An 18,013-nucleotide genomic window follows, 5' to 3' on the forward strand; every position below is an offset into this window, starting at 1 on the left:
AATATATAGCAGCCTTAGGGCTGCTTTTTTTTGCTTAAATTGGGCTTATATCGTACGAGATTTCCAGATGACTTTAACGAATAGAGGGTATACAAGGACTATTAAAACATATAATGGATAGATAGCTTGCCAGAATAAAACCTCCAAAAAGGATATATTAAATTTATAATGATTGCTGCCGGCTTTTAAGAGGGTGTAATCGCAAATGCTTTTAGTAAACAATACAATTCCATAGATTTTCCACATTGTTGGTGCCAATATTCCAGCCATTAAACTACCAATAAGGACGAGGTTAACAGAGCTTACAATAATTCCAATAGTTATTATTTGTTTATCCTTATAATGAGGAGCTTTGGCTGCCCATCGAGCGCGTTGATGCAGAAAGGACTTTAGAGTATCCGCTCCCTTTGTTTCAACCAAAACCTTATCTGTTTTTATAAAATCAATTTTTTTATTGTTTTGCTTCATCCATTCAAGCAAAAACATATCGTCGCCGGAGGCTATTCTGGTTTGTAGTTCTGCCTCCAGGTAAGCGGCTTTAGAGCAGGCCAGGTTAGCGCCATTGCACATAATTGCTTTGCCTTGAAGGGCCGCAGCTGCACCACTTAATTGAACTGCAGCAAAGTCAATTTGTTGAAATCGATTGAGCCATCCTTTGCTGCGTTTAATGGTTACGGGTAAAATCAATAAATCGGCTTGTTTACTTTCGCAGGCATTAGCTATATTTATCAGCCATAAAGGGTGGTATGAACAGTCGGCATCGCTCGTTACAATTATCGGATGAGTTGAGCTTTTAACACCGGTCAGGAGCGCGGCTTTTTTACCATTCGAATCAGAATTAATAAGTTGTGCATTCAAATGGCTATTTTCAATGAGTGACCGTGCCAATTCAAAGCTGCCATCTTCTGAATGATCATTAACCAGTATTAATTCCCAGTTAGCATGGCTTTGATTCTCCAACGATGATATTAGCGAGGGCAGATTATCTATTTCATCTTTAAAAGGAATGATCAATGAAATGCCGACATGTGACATTTCCTGCATCTCGAAGTTAGCCGTATGAAGCCATTGCAGATACCAACTGATTATCTGGTAACAGTAGGCAAACAAGGGCAGTAGTAATATGAAAATAAGAAATTGCATAAAAAATAAAGCCGGATACTCATTGTAACCGGCTCTTATCGTTTTTATTTTCTTTTGGTGATTATCCAGCTTTCCATCCGTTCGTTATTCAATATTTGCTCTTGTTTAGCCTGTGCTTCGTAAACCTTAGCAAATGACTCAAGACTGACCAAATAGCGATCGTTATGCAGAAACCAAAAACACTTATCGAAGCCTTTACCATTGAGTGTTTCTACCATTTTACTGGCATTTACCTCTGTACTAAAACTCCCCACAATTAGCTGATGAGGTTTATTTATTGCTGGCTCAACCACTACCGGTGGCTCTTCTATCACTTTTGGTTCTTCAACTTGTTTCTTTGTTGTATCAGGGCCGGCATCAATCGTTCCTTCTGCAGGTTTAAGATCTACAGGTTTGGCTTCGGTTTTTGTTATTTCAGTGTTGATTTTGTTTTCAGCTTCACTCGGCGAATTATCCTTAATAAAGAACAGGTAAACGATTAACAAACCAATTGGGATAATGAATATCGACAAGAAGATTGCAATTGAACGATTCCTTTTCGAATTATCTTCTTCCAGATACTTATTCGCTACACTTACCGGATCATTCTTTTCTTCTGGTTTAGTTTCTTCTACAAACTCAGGTTTTGGCTCATCTTTTAGAGGCTCTTCAATGTCATCAAATTCGGCAATAGGAGTGGTTTCGTTAACTGTGCGTGCCGAAACTGGTAATTCTTCGATTTCCTTTTCCGATTCATCAACAACATTTGTATTGTCAATGTCCAGCAGATCATCCTGTTTTGTATTTTCAACAGGAGGGGTGGTATTTACACTTTCTTCAGATAAATCATCACTCTGCTCGAAGCGAAGAATACCTGTTGCATCTTTTGAAAAAGAACCTAATCCTTTGATATCGTAACTACCTTCGTCATCGAGGTGCTGTTTTACCTTCTCTACATATTCTTCAATCTTTTTTTCGGCTTCCTCTCTTGTTATTGATTCTTCGCTAACAATATGGTCAACTAACAAACCATCGTTAAAACTGAGGAAATTATTAAATAGCACCGAAAAACCATTTTCTTTGGCGACAATAAAAGCACCAAAATTAGGTACAATAACTCGGTTGTTTTCTTTAATTAATGAGAGAATGTAGTTTTCCATTACAAGGTTTGTTTAGGTTAACAAATAGTATGAAGCACCTAAGATAAGCAGATTTCTAAAAAAACGTAAAAGTCTTAAGTTTCTTTTTGCATAACCCTTTGTTTTAATAGCTTTTGACGGATAAGGGTATACGAGCCAATAAGAGTTGGAAGTATAACATTGCTCATCCACATGCAAAAGGTAGCCATTAAAATATTGGGGGTGTGGTTCGATGCTGATGAAAAGAGAAATAGCGCAACACTGCCCCTTATGCCCATGTCGATGAGTATATGAGACGGTATAACACTAATCATTAAAAAATACAGCATTGCTAACAGTATAAAATCACTGGTACTGATTTGAACCCCAAAAAAATAGAGCCAAAAGAATAATTGTAAATGATATACCGAATAACGAAGTGTCGTCCATAAAGTGGATTTAATTAAAGTACTTCGAGATGTGTTTTTAATGACTTTAAGGTAATACCTGATTTTATCGGCGTAGAAATATATTATTCCATAAGTTGAAAGTATGGCCAATGCAATCAGGCCTGTTGCTAACCAGTAATAATAGCCTGAAATGTTAATGTCAATAATTGAATCGGGAATTAGCAATAAAGCGAATACGCCAAAAGTTATTATGATCAGGTTTTGAATAAAGCCACCAAGTATTGTCATAATAGCAGCATTGGCTCTGTATTTCTTCGGAAGAAGTGCCATTCTTCCACCCATTTCAGCTAGTCGTGCGGGTGAGCCAAGGGCTGTTGTTGTTCCAGCCATTACTTGTTGCCAGGCATTTATAAACTTAATACGATAAAAAGGATGCATTAAGGCCTGCCACTTTTTGGCTTCGCAAAACAAGTTGATGAACCAAAGTGAGAGCAATATGGCAGCAAGCCCAATGGCTTGCGTAGTTAATGAGATGGAACGAAAGAGTGCCGGCCAGTAATCAAAGTAAACGAGCTTATGAATGATGTATGCATAAGCCAATATGGCGAAAGCCAATAGAAGTGCTTTACTTATGAGTGGCCAGTACCGTTTCTTCATTTTTAGGTCTGTTGATAACTGGCAAAGCACCAATAGCAATAAGGCCAGCTCCAATAATCATCAAATTTTGAGCTGCATGAACGACTAAAGCAAAAATACCACCATCATCATTTGGAATGCCATACAGCTTAAGTGTGGCAATAACCATAAAATGCCAGGCCCCAATACCACCTTGAACAGGTGCTACCATACCTAAACTTCCTGTTAGTAAGATTGTTATTCCTACATTAATGCCCAGTGATGATGTTGCTGGCATACTAAAGAAGCATACGTATATCATCAGGAAATACATGGTCCAGATAAAAATGGTGTGAAATATAAATAATGGTTTGTTTTTAATTTTACGGATGGAACTAACACCTTCGGTAAACTTACTCATCAGGTTTTTTAAAAACATGAGCGCACGGTATTGCTTTGCATATCTTTTTACCAAAAATATAGATACAATCACTAAGGCAATAAGTCCATAAAAAAGAGCCGAATGAAATATCTCACCAACAGATTCAAGTTTTAAAGTTTTGAGCAAGAAGCCGCCTAGAAAGTCAAATTGCAACGCTAAAACTGTAATCATTATTAACACTAGCATAAATAAATCAGTTAGCCTTTCGGCTACCACCGTACCCACCACTCGTGTAAATGATAATTTCTCGTATTTACTTAATACACCACAACGTGATACTTCGCCCATGCGTGGAAAAACAAGGTTGGCCATGTAGCCTGTCATTACTGCACAAAAAGTATTGATAAGCCCTGGTTTTTTTTCGATAGGTTCAATTAACATCTGCCAACGCATAGCACGGCTTAAATGACTTATTAAACCTATTAGAATTGAAAAAACAATCCATTTGTAATCCACATCGTTACGCAGTATTTTACCTATTTCTGCTGCATTCTGATCTTTATAAAGCTGGTAGATGATAAAAATTCCGATGGCAGGGAAAAGTACATATTGGATAAGTTTGGATGCGGACTTCTTCACAGATTGAACAGATTTAAAATTTTAGGTATCTTCATAACGGCTTTCAAACACGTTTATTACCTTTGCGCGCTAAATGAGCGCCGAAAGATACGAATTTGTAGACCTTATGCAAAAAGCGGTAGACGGCGGCTATTGAATCACCTCATAAATAATAAATTGGGTTATGGTAAAAGCAAAAAAACACTTAGGTCAACACTTTCTGACTGATTTAGAAATAGCCCAGCGAATTGTCACCAGCCTTTCTAATGCGCAAAATCGAGTGATGGAAATTGGCCCAGGTACTGGTGTATTAACACAATACCTGGTGCAACGACCGGATATTGATTTAAACCTGATTGAGTTAGATCGTGAATCGGTTGAATATCTGACTGCCCACTATCAGGAATTAAAAGGCCGTATCTTTTTCAAAGATTTTTTGAAGTTGGATTTAAAAGAAATCTTTGATGAGTCCTTTGCCTTAATTGGTAATTTCCCCTACAATATTTCAGGACCTATCTTTTTTAAGGTATTTGAATATCGAAATCAGATACCCGAAGTGGTCGGTATGTTACAAAAGGAAGTGGCTGAACGTTTGGCTTCGGGCCCAGGCACCAAAGTATATGGTGTTCTAAGTGTATTGTTGCAGGCCTTCTATAAAATTGACTATCTCTTTACTGTAGGAGCGCATGTGTTCAATCCGCCGCCAAAGGTTCAGTCGGGTGTCATACGTTTAACACGAAATGACGTTAAAGCACTCCCGTGTGATGAAAAACTGTTTGTAAAAGTGGTGAAAGCTATTTTTAACCAACGACGTAAAGCCATTCGTAATTCCTTAAAAGCCATTCCATTTAATAAAGAGGCCATTGCAGATCATGTTTACTTAACGCGTCGACCGGAACAAATGAGTGTGGACGATTTTATTGAACTAACATGCATGATTGAGAAAAACCCGCTTAAGTAGAACTTTTAATCCTCAGTAATATGTTGAATTTTGAATTAACCAGGGAGTATATTGACAATCTGACAGAACTGATTGAAGCCAAAAATGAATCGGCCATTTCAGAATTAATGGAAGAGTTACACCCGGCTGATATTGCTGAGATATACGAAGAACTAAGCCTCGACGAAGCCAAGTTCATTTATTTTATGATGGATGATGATACGGCTGCCGATGTGTTAACAGAATTAGAGGAGAACGATAGAAAGAAGTTTCTGGACAGTCTGCCAAGTGATGTCATAGCTAAGCGCTTTATCGACAACATGGATTCGGATGATGCAGCTGATGTACTTGGCGAGCTGGATGATGAGCGTCAGCAGGAAGTACTATCACACATTGATGATGTTTCTACAGCTGGAGATATTGCCGATCTGTTGGCTTACGATGAAGATACGGCTGGTGGTTTAATGGCCAAAGAGCTCATTAAAGTAAAAGAGAATTGGGGCGTGCCTACATGCCTGCGTAGCATGCGTCGACAGGCCGAGGAGATTGATGAGGTTTATTACGTTTACGTTGTCGATAGCGATGGTATTCTAAAAGGAACGCTCTCTCTAAAAAAGATGCTTTTAAGCGCATCTGATGTTCTGGTAAAAGACATCTATAATTCTGATGTCATCTCGGTTAAGGTGGATGTTGATGCTGAAGATGTAAGTAATATCATGGACAAGTATGACTTGGTGGCCTTACCAGTTACTGATTCGATCGGGCGCTTGGTTGGGCGAATCACTATTGATGATGTAGTAGATGTCATTCGTGAAGAGGCTGAAAAAGATTACCAGCTAGCATCTGGTATTGTCGAAGACGTTGAGGCCTCAGATAGTGTTTGGCAACATACGCGTGCACGTATCCCCTGGTTATTAATTGGAATGGCTGGTGGTATTTTAGCATCATGGGTTGCTTTTGGGCATCTCGATTTGATCGATAAATTTCCGATTGTTTCCTTTTTCATGCCTTTAATTGCAGCAATGGGTGGTAATGTGGGGATGCAATCATCAGCAATAGTGGTGCAATCATTAGCTTCTGGTGCAGTAGATTTGGAAACTAATTGGCTGAAACTATTAAAGGAACTTGGATTAGCACTTTTAAATGCCAGTATCTTATCTACATTGATTTTTGCCTACAGCTATTTATTTAATGATGAAATGGCCTTGACAATAACCTTGGGAATATCAATGTTTTCTGTGGTTTTCTTCGCTAGTCTATTTGGGACATTTGTACCGCTTCTGCTTAATAAATTGAAGATTGACCCGGCCGTTGCAACCGGTCCGTTTATCACAACCGTGAACGATATCATGGGTATGTTCCTGTACTTGTCAATAGGCAATGAGGTATTTAAGATGCTTGCCTGAAGGCTTTTCTAAATGGGCGTGCTTTTATGGATTAATAGAGATAATTTTTATTTTTGAGTGCTTGTCACTTAAAAATCATCTTCATGAAAGGTTTTAAACAATTTTTAAAATGGTTTGTATTAACCATGGTAGTTATCTTTATTACTATGGGTTTTATGCTATATCCTCTTCTTCGTGGAGCCACAGGCTATTCAGCCAAAATGCTTTGTTCCGGCGTATTTGTTGAAGGTTTATCCCAACAAAAAGTTGAACAAAGGGAGTTGACTGCTTTTCCTTTTAATAAGGTGGTGAATACGATTGATTATAAAGCCAAAACAGTAAAAAGTACGCTCCTGGGTTTCGTATTACAAACTGCTGCTTACAAAGATGAAGTAGGTGCGACCCTTTATACGGATGGTTATAGTGAGATAAATGGGCGGGTAGCCTTACCGGGGATTAATAATGATACACTGCCATGGCCTCAGGGTAATGCAATTACCGATACATTGCCTGCAGGGATAGATATAGTAGGGCTGGAACGCTTTATAGACCAGAAATTCGAGAAAACAACCAGGGCCCTGGTTGTAGTGAAAGATGGACAGTTGATTACCGAGAAATATGCCGATGGGATAGATGAATTCACACCACTCCTGGGCTGGAGCATGACCAAATCAATCACCGCGGCCCTAACGGGAATACTCGTTAAGGAGGGTAAGCTCGCCATTGATGACGCGGCCTTGTTAGAAGAGTGGAAAGATGATGAACGAAACAATATCACTCTGAATAATCTGCTACAGATGAGTAGTGGCCTGGCTTGGAACGAAGATTATTCCAAAACCAGTTTGTCTGATGTGTCTGAGATGTTGTATACCAAAGGCGACATGTATCAATATGCATCAGCGTTTAAACTTGAGTCACTTCCTGATTCGGTATGGCGGTATTCATCAGGTACCACAAATATTATTTCCGGCCTGATTCGTTCTTGTTTTGATGATTACCAAAGCTATTATCAATTCCCGCAAAAAGCACTTTTTAATAAGATTGGCATGCAGAATAGTATCATTGAAACAGATGCTGCCGGTACTTTTGTAGGTTCGTCATATGCTTATTGCTCGGCGCGTGACTGGGCTCGTTTTGGTATGCTTTATCTTAATAATGGAAATTGGTTAGGAGAACAAATACTACCTGAGTGGTGGGTAAAGTACAGCACCACTCCAGCAAGCTGCTCCCTTGGTAAGTATGGTGCTCAGGTCTGGCTCAATGCTTCCCAAATAAATATCCCGGATATGCCGGCAGATGTTTATTTTTTTAACGGCTATCGTGGTCAGCGCGTAACTATTATTCCTTCGAAAAACATGGTGGTGGTCGGACTTAATTCATCAGCAGAAGAGTTTGATTACAATTCTTTATTAAGTGGCATGATGCAATTTTTCAAATAAAATAAATGGAAGTACTCCCAATTTCAAAATAGTGCATATTGATTGATTATTAACATCAAACGACATCCTTTTTCTGCGCTAGCTGAGGACAGGAGTAAGGAAGTCGATTGAACATTATGCACAAACGTGCAAAGCCTGTTTTTTTGAAAATACGCCTCATGCATAAACGTGTAAAGGCTCTCTTATGAAAAAAAGGAGTCATGCACGATCGTGCAAAGCGTGTTTTCTGGATAAGTGGGCTCATGCACTTACGTGCACGGCTTGTTTTTTCAAAAAGTGAAGGCATGCACGTACGCGCATGGTTGTTGGTGAAGCGTTTGTTAAACCCGCAATATGCATTAGCTTAACTATTACGTAATGAAACTACTGCCAATCAAGGCGTAAACTAACTTGCTTCGACTCACCATAGCGGTGCTATGTATCGTCTCAACAAGTCCTTGATTGTTTGCATTTTCATTCCTCATTTCGATGTTCTAATACATAATCCGGGTTAAAGTTTTTTCCCGTGGAAACGAAAAATCGATATGTCTGGCTAAATATGTGTTATCGATATATTATTCGCAGAAATGTGAAAGACTAATACCAATTTTATTTTGGAATGAGCTTTAATTTTTTCGAATATATTTTGATTAGGCAAGGCGAAAAATTGAGGCATAGCCTTAGCTACGGTGATATTTTTCAACGAAGCTTAGGTAAAAAAGAACGAAAAAACAAGGCTCACTTCAATGTAATATTGGTATAAGACCTTATGAGGCATTTGTAATTCTGCGCTAACGTGAGATATGATGCCATTTATCGACGAATAATTTAAGCGGTCATCTTTTTCGCAATTCATCGGTCTTATTCCGCAATTCGCCGAATTTGTGTTTTAAGCAATGCTTATGTCGCTTACTTTAGCATCATCATTAGTTAATACTTAAAACGATATAATTATGAACGAAGTAAGAAATCATAACAAGCGAGGGGTGCTGGGATCCTTTTTAATTATTATTGGAGCCACATTATTATTAGATAATTTGGGCTATATACCCTATCAAATTGGAGATGTTATTTTCCGTTGGCCAATGATACTAATAGCTGTTGGTGTTTTCAATCTGCTACGAAAGCAATATTCGGCAGCTATTGTAACACTTGCTATTGGTGGCGTTTTTATGGCTCCGCACATTATTGAGGGCTTAAGCTTTAGAGATGTATTTAAGTTTTGGCCGGCATTTCTAATTTTGGCCGGTGTTACTTTCTACTTTAAAAGAAAAGAAATGCTGCCAGGTCAACGAGGTAATGCTAATACCAATGAATATATCGATGAAGTAGATATTTTTGGTGGAGGTGTCACTCAGGTAGAATCAAAGAATTTTAAAGGTGGAAAAGTAACGGCTATTTTCGGCGGTGGCGAGGTGTATATGGATCGTTGTCATCTTTCACCAGAAGGTGCTGTATTGGATATTGCCATGATATTTGGCGGTACTAAAATTGTGGTTCCCCGTGATTGGAATGTAAAATCGGAGGTGGTTTCAATCTTTGGTGGTTTTGCCGATAAGCGTAATTTCTTCTCAGAAACACCCAATGACCCTGCTAAAACCCTAATTATAAAAGGGGCATGTGTATTTGGCGGTGGCGAAATAAGAAGTATCTAATAACCTTAGTTCGACGTGAAATTTTGAACTCAGAACGCTTACAGATAGTAAGTTTCAAGTGTATATTGGCGAAAGAATAGCGGGCTAATTTGAGGCGTTTACGCGAAGAAAATTGCTGTTTGTAAGTGGAATTACTAACCTTTGAATAAAAAACTGATATACTGCGTCAAATTTCATTGCAATAGTTCACTATTCCAATAAAATTATTCCTTGTTTATCAGCTTTTTATTTCAATCTGAGTTTTAAAATTTAAATCGAACTCAGGTTAATAATGGTCAATTGTAAATGATTAATTGTTAATGGTCAATGATTAAATGACATATCCATTAACCATTAATCACTAACCATTAATCACTAACCATTGTACATTAATCATTATAACCATGAATCACCCGATTGTTTCCGAATTACGTATACTAAAGTTATATGCCCTGGTATGGTTAATTGTGTGTGCTGTTCATGCCACATTAAATGTCATTATTTACGAATTACCACTTGAGCCAGCCATTATTGATAGCCTGACATTCACTGTGTTGATGTTCTTTTTGGGTCTTAGTATTTGGTTCCCTATTTTCTATGGCGACCGCACAAAAGGAAAGCTAAGTGTGGCCATTCAAATACTGGTAGTGGGTTCTATCATTGTGTTTTTGTGGCTGTTCTTGGGTTACCAGTTCTTAGAGTTAATCTTCTCCGTAGAAATAATTACTGAACTGTTTGATCGAAATGCATTAATCATACGAGCGACAGTAGGTGGCCTTATTTTTATGATTTTCGTGATGATTTATTACATGCTTATTTTTTACAATGAGCTGGAAGAAAAGAATCGTCAGCACGAAACCATGAACCGCCTTTTGCGCGAGACCGAACTTAATGCCCTTAAGTCGCAGCTGAATCCTCATTTTTTATTCAATAGCCTGAATAGTGTTAGTTCATTAACCATTACAGAACCCGATGCTGCACGAACGATGATTAATAAGCTGTCGGAGTTTATGCGCTACTCGTTAAAGAAAAATGAAGATGCATTACTACCCCTTCGGGATGAATTAAAAAACATTGCCCGTTATCTCGAAATTGAAAAAGTACGCTTTGGTGATCGCCTCTTGTGCGAATTGGAAATACCAAATGAATGCAAGGATAAAAAGGTGCCTGTACTGATTCTGCAACCACTATTTGAGAATGCCGTAAAACATGGTGTTTACGAAAGTATTGAACCGGTTAATATCAGAACCTATTGCCGTCTGATAGATAACGAACTGGAGCTAAGTATCATTAACAACTATGAAGACGACAACGTGCAGCGAAAAGGGGCTGGTGTAGGTCTCGATAACGTTCGAAATCGACTGCATCTGATCTATAACCGCTCTGATTTGTTGACAATCAACAAAGAGAATCACTATTTTGAAGTACTGATCCGTTTACCTCAAATATAGTCTTGCGCTTACTTGAACTTTTTTCCTGGGCTTTTAGTTCAAGCTTATAAGTAAGTCGGGTTTGGTTTAAGCACCAAATGTATTTACGAAGTATATGAAGCAGATGTAATTAAAGTCCTTATAAGACAAATAAACTATGACCTATAAAGCACTAATTATTGACGATGAGCCGCCGGCACGAAGCATCATTCAGGCTTATCTGAAAAAACATACAAATATTGAAATTGCAGGTGAATATGGCAATGGTTTTGAAGCCATCAAAGCCATCAAAGAGCACCAGCCTCATATATTGTTTCTTGATATACAGATGCCGAAGGTAACCGGTTTAGAATTGCTGGAAGTGATTGACGAACCAGTTCAGGTGGTGTTTACAACTGCTTATGACCAGTATGCTCTTAAGGCCTTTGAACTTAATGCGGTCGATTACCTGTTGAAGCCTTTTGATGAAAAACGCTTTGATGACGCGGTAAGCAAAGTGCTAGGTAAACTCCAATCAGGAGAAGAATCAAATCAGCAACAGATTGAGCAGATGCAGGAAGCCAAAAGTGAAGTGCTGGAACGCATCGTGGTAAAGAAAGGGACAAAGCTTGAGGTGATTGACTTAGATAAGTTGTTATACATTGAAGCGCAAGATGACTATGTAATGTTATATGCCGAAACAGGTCATTTTCTTAAATCAAAGACGATGAAGTACTTTGAGGAGCATTTGCCATCAGAACAGTTTATTCGTATTCATCGAAGTTTCATTGTTAATGTTGATAAAATAAATGGCTTAGAGCCATACGATAAAGATACTTACCTGGCTATCATTAATCCGGAGTGCAAACTAAAGGTTAGTCGAACGGGATACAAAAAGTTGAAAGAGCAGATGGATTTTTGATTAAATAATTAAGATACAAAACCGTAAGATGTGGTCTTCACGGCCCCCCATCGCCTGAAGGCACTTCCCCAAGGGGAAGATAAGTACCTTTTGATACTCTCCCCAAGGAGAGATACCCGAAGGGAGTGGGGGATTTTAGTTTAGAGGAATATTTACCTTATAATCCCAATTATATAATGGTATTTGCATTTGGTTTAATACCGAAATATTAATGAATCGAATTACTGGGTTGGCGAACTTAACGCTAAAGTCATTAAACAATCGGAATTAGTGCACCAATAAATCTTATGTCTTTAGTCTATAATCTTATGTCTTATTAGTATTTTTGCGAAAAATTTAATTTGTGAAAGTACACTCCGATTTTTCAACTTTTAAGGCGCAAAAGCCAGTTATTACCATTGGTATGTTTGATGGTGTACACACTGGTCACCGCGTGCTTTTAGGGCAATTAAGCGATCAAGCTAAAGCTGTTGGTGGAGAATCAGTGGTGATTACCTTTTGGCCTCATCCACGCATGGTACTGAAGCAAGATGCTGACAAACTTCGCTTTTTAACATCACCCGAAGAGCGAACAAAACTATTTGCCGAAATAGGCATTGATCATTTGGTACTTATCCCATTCTCATTAGAGTTGGCCGAGCTCACAGCCGAAGAGTTTATTAAGCAGATTCTTATTGATAAGCTGAGCATTTTCCATTTAATGGTTGGGTATAATCACCGTTTTGGTAAAGGACGTCAGCACAATTTTGAAGAATATCAAGGGTTTGCCAAAAAGTATAATTTCTCAATATCGATGGTTGAGGCCGTCTTAACTGATGGTATGCAAACCAGCTCTACCGATATACGAAATCACCTTTTATCTGGAGAGATGGAGGCAGCCAATAAAATATTGGGCTATCAATTTACCATTTCAGGACGTGTTGTTGGTGGCCAGCAATTAGGACGCCGTATCGGTTACCCAACAGCTAATGTTGAAGTGGAAGAGCCTTATAAACTGATTCCGCCCGATGGTGTATATGCTGTTAAAGTGCGAGTGGAAGGAAAGGATTATGGCGGGATGCTAAATATCGGCTATCGACCTACTGTCAATCACAATGTTGATCATCGCTCACTGGAAGTACATATTTTTGATTTTAACCACGACATCTATTCAGAAGAGATTGAGTTAAGATTCATACAACGTGTTCGTGATGAACAAAAATTTGCCAATGTTGATGCATTAAAAGCACAGCTTAAAAGGGATGAAGAAACCATACGTGGGATTGTTGCACAGTCATAACAAATCATTCTGCAAATAGCTAGAAGCTAATAGCTAATAGCTGTCAGCTTTAAAACATTTTTACTACTTTTGTAGTCCTTTTTGAATAAAAAACAACAAGAAAATAAAATAACAGTTATGGCTGATTATAAAGTAGCTGACCTGAGTTTAGCTGATTACGGAAGAAAAGAGATTTTAATTGCCGAAAAGGAGATGCCCGGATTAATGGCACTTCGTGCAAAGTATGGTGCTCAGAAACCTTTAAAAGGTGCACGCATCATGGGTTCATTACACATGACTATTCAAACGGCTGTGTTAATTGAAACATTAGTTGAGTTGGGTGCCGATGTGCGCTGGTGTAGTTGTAACATTTACAGCACCCAAGATCATGCTGCTGCTGCAATTGCAGAAGCTGGTGTACCTGTGTTTGCCTGGAAAGGTGAAACTTTGGAAGAGTACTGGTGGTGTACCGAGAAAGCATTAAACTTTGGCGATGGCTTAGGTCCTGAAATGATTGTTGACGATGGTGGCGATGCTACTTTAATGATTCATAAAGGTGCTGAGGCTTTAGTTGACGCTTCTTTCCTTGATGCTGACTACTCAGCTGAAGGTGAGGATTATCGTGAATTGATCGCTTTGGTTAAGCGTACCTTCAATGAAGATCCTCAGCGTTGGAAGAAAGTCGCTGATGACATTAAAGGTGTAAGTGAAGAAACAACAACAGGTGTTCACCGTTTGTACCAAATGATGGAGCGTGGCGAATTGATGTTCCCTGCTATCAATGTCAATGACTCGGTAACAAAGTCGAAGTTTGATAACCTGTACGGATGTCGCGAAAGTTTAGCGGATGGTATCAAGCGCGGAACTGACGTAATGGTAGCTGGTAAAACAGTTGTGGTTTGCGGGTATGGTGATGTAGGTAAAGGTTGTGCGCAAAGTATGCGTGGCTTCGGAGCCCGTGTAATTGTTACTGAGATTGACCCGATTTGTGCGCTTCAGGCGGCTATGGAAGGTTACGAAGTATCAACTGTTGAAGCTGCTTTACCTGAAGCGAACATTGTGGTAACTACCACTGGTAACAAAGATGTGATCACCATTGAGCACATGGCTGCCATGAAAGACCAGACGATTGTTTGTAACATTGGTCACTTCGATAATGAGATTCAGGTTGAGAAATTGGAGAATTACCCGGGTATTAAGGAAATTAACATTAAGCCTCAGGTGGATCAATTCGAATTCCCAGAAGGGCATAGCATCATCTTATTGTCTCGTGGTCGTTTAGTTAATCTTGGTAATGCTACAGGTCACCCAAGTTTTGTAATGAGTAACTCATTTACAAACCAGGTATTGGCTCAGATTGAAATCTGGAAGAACGATTATGAAGTGGGTGTGTACACTTTACCAAAACATTTGGACGAAGAAGTGGCACGTTTACACCTTGAGCAATTAGGTGTAAAATTAACTCGCTTAACAGATGAGCAGGCTGAATACATTGGTATTAATCCTGATGGCCCATATAAGCCAGAACACTATAGATACTAGAAAGTATTTAATGATATAGGAAAGCCGCTTTCATAATTGAAAGCGGCTTTTTTGATGCTTGACTAGAAACACCAACCAATTCTGATTCCTCCAGAAATTGCTAATGGAAAGGTATCAATACCTCCTATGAACGCTTTGTGAGAGCCAAAGTCATCGTTATTATTTCCAAAGCCGTATCCTACTCAAACAAAGGTGTCGACAATAAATCCGTTATCGATTACCCATTGTTTACCAAAGTTTAGTAGTATTCCAAACATGGCATTTGTCTTTCTTTCTTTGTCTGAAGAGTAAAACATATCATCTACATGATAATCATATGAATAATATGAAAATGCGATTTCGGGTCTGATATAAGTGCCTTTTAATATGTGGGCATATCGTTGACCTCTTAGATAATAATCAGGGCTTTTAATATATTTCAAACCGATTTTAATAAAAGCTCCTTTTTCATCGGCCTCGTATATATCATTTCCCACACCAATTATTCCCAGTGTTGTTTCAAAACTTCTTCCTGGCCTTATACTTCTTTCGTAGCTCATTTTAAGACTATTAAAGAGTGGAGACAGAAAATTAACCTTAATTATGTTTTTATGGTTGTCGGCATAATTAGCTGGGTTAGATATAGACTTTGTAAAAGTCAGGACTTTACCATTGGCCAATATTACTTTAGCTACGTCTGATTTATCAATGCCAAATAGTATGGTTTCGCTAACATCTGGATTAGAATACTTAATTTCTAAATCACCAATTTCTTTTATGACGCAATTAATTGTGTCATTGCTGGTTTTAATAAGCTTATCCTGCGAAAACCCCGTTGTGCAGACTAAGAAGATTGTTAAGGTTGCCAATAGGCAGCTGCCTGAAAATTTCATATGTGTGTGTTTGATTAAATATGCATGACATTTCTATCGTCAGGAATTTATTATTCTTACGATCGTTTTTTGAACTTCTTTTTTGACCTGATTTCGTAACATAAAGAAAACAAATGGAGAAAGAACAAGTGTATAAACACTTGTGGCATAACTAAAGTTTACCAAATATGATACAGTTGCAGCCAATAAGCCAACAATAATAGCTATTAGCAGTGGTTTAGTCATATCTGCAAAAACACTTATCTCTGTCATCATTTTTCTTTCTATCAGTTGAATATCGGTATTCACAATAAGTATTGGGCTTGACGATATCTTTAACTGCAGCTTATAAGTGTTTCTGGTAAGGATAGCACTTTGAAGTAGTGCATGGCTTTTAAACTTTGCCAATAATTCATTATGGTTTTTTCCTTGAATGGTTGTTTCAAAAACTTTGTGTTTGATCATATTGCTAGCCTTAGTTTTTACAGTCTTTTACACATCGAAATCCTACGGCAAAGTAACACCAACCCGGACTTAAGCCCTTACGATAGAATACGCGTTTGCACATTGGCCCTGAATGCCAGCTGCCCCCTCTGATGACCCTTCCGAATCCTTCTTTCGGACCTTGAGGATTCTCATATTCACATTTGGCATAATAATCAGGAGAATATTTGTCGGCTACCCATTCCCAGGCGTTGCCTGCCATGTCATGAATACCGTATGCATTTGCTTTACTATGTGTGCCAACCGGGTGGATGAGGTTAATCCAACCATTGGGTTTTGTTTTATCCTTCTCATATTCCCACTTATTCCCATTCGGCTTCTGTAGGCAAACGTTTTCCAGCCCATTCGGCATATTTTAATGCATCGCCATATGAAACGCCCACTACCGGATAATCCGGATATTGTTCTCCACTTCTGAATACGTCAGTGTTCCAAAACTCAGGCAATCGATGACCGGTTTCTGTACAAAATGCCAAATATTCAGCATTGGTGACTTCATTGACATCTATATAAAAGGAGTTAAGCTTTACAACATGAGCCGGACTTGCAGGGTTTAGATTCTCTTTATAGTCTTTCCCCATTTTAAATTCGCCGCCTTTAATCAGACTCATGCCTTCAGGAATTGGTTGTGAGTGGCAGTTTATACCAACAAGAAGGATGAGTATAATTAGTAGATATTTCATTGTAGTTGATTTGGTTATGGTATAAATATAGAAAGAATGAGCAAGCCTAAATAGTAGAGGCACATTTATTTTATTGGCTGGTATTCTTTTAGCCCTAGCGCTGTCAATTAATTTGATGTCGAACTTGGCTTAAGCGCGAAATTTGCCCATTTTTTATTGTCCTGTACTGATAGTGTTTCGCCCTGTATATATATTCACCCAATTGGGGGCAGTATGAAGCCGTTCGTGGCATATTATGGCCGTGTTGGGGGCTATTTAAGTTAGGATGGGGGCAACTTGTATCAGTGTTGGGATAGTTTTTATTCCAATTGGGAGGAAAAGTAATCGGATTGGGATGCTAAATCTCCAGCTCGTCCTCATCCTCCATTTCTTCAAAGCCTGCCTTGATAAATGCTTCGGCAAGAACGAGGTCAAAAGGTGTAGTGATCTTAATATTTTCACGATTACCTGCTACCAAATGAATCGTTTTGCCGTAGGCTTCCACAACCGATGCATCGTCGGTAAACAAGGAGTCATAGTCCTGATTATAGGCCGCCATTAACTGGTCAGAATGAAATACCTGGGGTGTTTGTACCAGTTTAATACTTGAGCGATCTATTGCTTTGCTGCAATCATCATTAAGCTGACGAATGGATTCAAAAGCATCTAAAACAGGTATCGCGTTCCCTAAAGCCTGGGCATGATGATAACAGCGTTTTAAAGTATTGGGTGATACAAAAGGACGAACGCCATCGTGAATACCAATAAGAGCCGTTTCAGTAATTAAAGACAGACCGTTTTTGACACTTTCAAAACGTGTTGAACCACCTTTAGCTATTTGATGTTTTGCATCGAACTGATGCTCTTCACATAGCTGTTGCCAATAGTCAATCTGACTTTCGGGCAATACCAGAATTAGTTTCATCTGGGTGTCAAATTGTTGGAAGGTCTTAATCGTGTGCATCAAGACCGGCAGGTCATTGATTTTTAGAAATTGTTTAGGAACCGAACTTCCCATTCGTGTGCCGCTACCACCGGCTACAATTACAGCATAATTTGTCATTCGTTCATTGGGTAAACGTTTTTTAATTTTCTCCCTGCTTCAAATTTAAGGTGTGTTTACTAATAACACAAGAGAAAAGAGCTTTGGAGTTACCCCATAATACAGATGCCTATCTCATGGATTTCTTAGTTAACAAGGGTTTGCAGGGAATGCTAAGTGA

Annotated in this window: 18 protein-coding genes; 9 read left to right on the forward strand and 9 right to left on the reverse strand. The window is 38.7% G+C overall.

Annotation, left to right across the window (positions count from 1 at the left end):
• Positions 1–45: 45 nt before the first annotated feature.
• The 4 genes from JIV24_RS04770 to JIV24_RS04785 all read right to left on the reverse strand — a co-directional run bounded on the left by JIV24_RS04770 (position 46) and on the right by JIV24_RS04785 (position 4,286).
• Positions 46–1,143, reverse strand: coding sequence for a glycosyltransferase (locus tag JIV24_RS04770; protein ID WP_200463871.1), 1,098 nt, complete (start codon positions 1,141–1,143; stop codon positions 46–48).
• Between the two features lie 44 nt (positions 1,144–1,187).
• The gene (locus tag JIV24_RS04775) at positions 1,188–2,282 is read right to left on the reverse strand and encodes an HU family DNA-binding protein (protein WP_200463872.1); all 1,095 of its coding nucleotides are present in this window, start codon (positions 2,280–2,282) and stop codon (positions 1,188–1,190) included.
• A 74-nt stretch (positions 2,283–2,356) separates the two neighbouring features.
• Complete coding sequence (locus JIV24_RS04780; RefSeq protein ID WP_200463873.1) at positions 2,357–3,307, reverse strand: lysylphosphatidylglycerol synthase transmembrane domain-containing protein; 951 nt, start codon at positions 3,305–3,307, stop codon at positions 2,357–2,359.
• On the reverse strand, positions 3,276–4,286 hold the full coding sequence (locus tag JIV24_RS04785) for a lysylphosphatidylglycerol synthase transmembrane domain-containing protein (RefSeq protein WP_200463874.1): 1,011 nt from the start codon (positions 4,284–4,286) through the stop codon (positions 3,276–3,278). The genes JIV24_RS04780 and JIV24_RS04785 overlap by 32 nt, the downstream gene beginning before the upstream one ends.
• A gap of 163 nt (positions 4,287–4,449) precedes the next feature.
• Between JIV24_RS04785 and rsmA the strand changes: the two genes are divergently transcribed.
• The 9 genes from rsmA to ahcY all read left to right on the forward strand — a co-directional run bounded on the left by rsmA (position 4,450) and on the right by ahcY (position 14,773).
• Positions 4,450–5,226, forward strand: a complete 777-nt coding sequence (gene rsmA / locus JIV24_RS04790; protein ID WP_200463875.1) for a 16S rRNA (adenine(1518)-N(6)/adenine(1519)-N(6))-dimethyltransferase RsmA — start codon at positions 4,450–4,452, stop codon at positions 5,224–5,226.
• Between the two features lie 20 nt (positions 5,227–5,246).
• Complete coding sequence (gene mgtE / locus JIV24_RS04795; RefSeq protein WP_200463876.1) at positions 5,247–6,611, forward strand: magnesium transporter; 1,365 nt, start codon at positions 5,247–5,249, stop codon at positions 6,609–6,611.
• An 83-nt stretch (positions 6,612–6,694) separates the two neighbouring features.
• On the forward strand, positions 6,695–8,029 hold the full coding sequence (locus tag JIV24_RS04800) for a serine hydrolase domain-containing protein (protein ID WP_200463877.1): 1,335 nt from the start codon (positions 6,695–6,697) through the stop codon (positions 8,027–8,029).
• Positions 8,030–8,229: 200 nt separating this feature from the next.
• Positions 8,230–8,376, forward strand: a complete 147-nt coding sequence (locus JIV24_RS04805; protein WP_200463878.1) for a hypothetical protein — start codon at positions 8,230–8,232, stop codon at positions 8,374–8,376.
• 585 nt (positions 8,377–8,961) lie between these two features.
• On the forward strand, positions 8,962–9,663 hold the full coding sequence (locus JIV24_RS04810) for a LiaF transmembrane domain-containing protein (RefSeq protein WP_200463879.1): 702 nt from the start codon (positions 8,962–8,964) through the stop codon (positions 9,661–9,663).
• Between the two features lie 383 nt (positions 9,664–10,046).
• The gene (locus JIV24_RS04815) at positions 10,047–11,093 is read left to right on the forward strand and encodes a sensor histidine kinase (RefSeq protein WP_200463880.1); all 1,047 of its coding nucleotides are present in this window, start codon (positions 10,047–10,049) and stop codon (positions 11,091–11,093) included.
• Positions 11,094–11,229: 136 nt separating this feature from the next.
• A complete protein-coding gene (locus JIV24_RS04820; protein ID WP_200463881.1) occupies positions 11,230–11,973 on the forward strand; it encodes a LytR/AlgR family response regulator transcription factor in 744 nt (247 codons plus the stop codon).
• 343 nt (positions 11,974–12,316) lie between these two features.
• Positions 12,317–13,252, forward strand: a complete 936-nt coding sequence (locus JIV24_RS04825; RefSeq protein WP_289047979.1) for a bifunctional riboflavin kinase/FAD synthetase — start codon at positions 12,317–12,319, stop codon at positions 13,250–13,252.
• Between the two features lie 117 nt (positions 13,253–13,369).
• On the forward strand, positions 13,370–14,773 hold the full coding sequence (gene ahcY, locus JIV24_RS04830; RefSeq protein ID WP_200463882.1) for an adenosylhomocysteinase: 1,404 nt from the start codon (positions 13,370–13,372) through the stop codon (positions 14,771–14,773).
• A gap of 182 nt (positions 14,774–14,955) precedes the next feature.
• Here ahcY and JIV24_RS04835 read toward each other — a convergent pair whose 3' ends face one another.
• From JIV24_RS04835 to JIV24_RS04855, 5 genes are all read right to left on the reverse strand, one after another.
• Positions 14,956–15,645 (reverse strand): hypothetical protein, encoded by a 690-nt coding sequence (locus JIV24_RS04835; RefSeq protein WP_200463883.1) that lies wholly within the window; start codon positions 15,643–15,645, stop codon positions 14,956–14,958.
• A gap of 39 nt (positions 15,646–15,684) precedes the next feature.
• A complete protein-coding gene (locus tag JIV24_RS04840; protein WP_200463884.1) occupies positions 15,685–16,089 on the reverse strand; it encodes a hypothetical protein in 405 nt (134 codons plus the stop codon).
• A 10-nt stretch (positions 16,090–16,099) separates the two neighbouring features.
• A complete protein-coding gene (locus tag JIV24_RS22615) occupies positions 16,100–16,480 on the reverse strand; it encodes a formylglycine-generating enzyme family protein (protein WP_200463885.1) in 381 nt (126 codons plus the stop codon).
• Positions 16,431–16,811 (reverse strand): formylglycine-generating enzyme family protein, encoded by a 381-nt coding sequence (locus tag JIV24_RS22620; protein ID WP_200463886.1) that lies wholly within the window; start codon positions 16,809–16,811, stop codon positions 16,431–16,433. The genes JIV24_RS22615 and JIV24_RS22620 overlap by 50 nt, the downstream gene beginning before the upstream one ends.
• Positions 16,812–17,148: 337 nt before the next feature.
• The gene (locus tag JIV24_RS04855) at positions 17,149–17,853 is read right to left on the reverse strand and encodes a 2-C-methyl-D-erythritol 4-phosphate cytidylyltransferase (RefSeq protein ID WP_200463887.1); all 705 of its coding nucleotides are present in this window, start codon (positions 17,851–17,853) and stop codon (positions 17,149–17,151) included.
• Positions 17,854–18,013 lie beyond the last annotated feature (160 nt).

This window comes from Carboxylicivirga marina (assembly GCF_016612505.1).
GTDB lineage: Bacteria > Bacteroidota > Bacteroidia > Bacteroidales > Marinilabiliaceae > Carboxylicivirga > Carboxylicivirga marina.

Coding starts and splice junctions, on each gene's coding strand:
- JIV24_RS04835 (WP_200463883.1), bottom strand. CDS start 15,645: ATGAAATTTTCAGGCAGCTGCCTATTGGCAACCTTAACAATCTTCTTA.
- ahcY (WP_200463882.1), top strand. CDS start 13,370: ATGGCTGATTATAAAGTAGCTGACCTGAGTTTAGCTGATTACGGAAGA.
- mgtE (WP_200463876.1), top strand. CDS start 5,247: ATGTTGAATTTTGAATTAACCAGGGAGTATATTGACAATCTGACAGAA.
- JIV24_RS04810 (WP_200463879.1), top strand. CDS start 8,962: ATGAACGAAGTAAGAAATCATAACAAGCGAGGGGTGCTGGGATCCTTT.
- JIV24_RS04775 (WP_200463872.1), bottom strand. CDS start 2,282: ATGGAAAACTACATTCTCTCATTAATTAAAGAAAACAACCGAGTTATT.
- rsmA (WP_200463875.1), top strand. CDS start 4,450: ATGGTAAAAGCAAAAAAACACTTAGGTCAACACTTTCTGACTGATTTA.
- JIV24_RS04800 (WP_200463877.1), top strand. CDS start 6,695: ATGAAAGGTTTTAAACAATTTTTAAAATGGTTTGTATTAACCATGGTA.
- JIV24_RS04805 (WP_200463878.1), top strand. CDS start 8,230: ATGCACGATCGTGCAAAGCGTGTTTTCTGGATAAGTGGGCTCATGCAC.
- JIV24_RS04840 (WP_200463884.1), bottom strand. CDS start 16,089: ATGATCAAACACAAAGTTTTTGAAACAACCATTCAAGGAAAAAACCAT.
- JIV24_RS04855 (WP_200463887.1), bottom strand. CDS start 17,853: ATGACAAATTATGCTGTAATTGTAGCCGGTGGTAGCGGCACACGAATG.
- JIV24_RS04780 (WP_200463873.1), bottom strand. CDS start 3,307: ATGAAGAAACGGTACTGGCCACTCATAAGTAAAGCACTTCTATTGGCT.
- JIV24_RS04820 (WP_200463881.1), top strand. CDS start 11,230: ATGACCTATAAAGCACTAATTATTGACGATGAGCCGCCGGCACGAAGC.
- JIV24_RS22620 (WP_200463886.1), bottom strand. CDS start 16,811: ATGAAATATCTACTAATTATACTCATCCTTCTTGTTGGTATAAACTGC.
- JIV24_RS22615 (WP_200463885.1), bottom strand. CDS start 16,480: ATGCCGAATGGGCTGGAAAACGTTTGCCTACAGAAGCCGAATGGGAAT.
- JIV24_RS04770 (WP_200463871.1), bottom strand. CDS start 1,143: ATGCAATTTCTTATTTTCATATTACTACTGCCCTTGTTTGCCTACTGT.
- JIV24_RS04815 (WP_200463880.1), top strand. CDS start 10,047: ATGAATCACCCGATTGTTTCCGAATTACGTATACTAAAGTTATATGCC.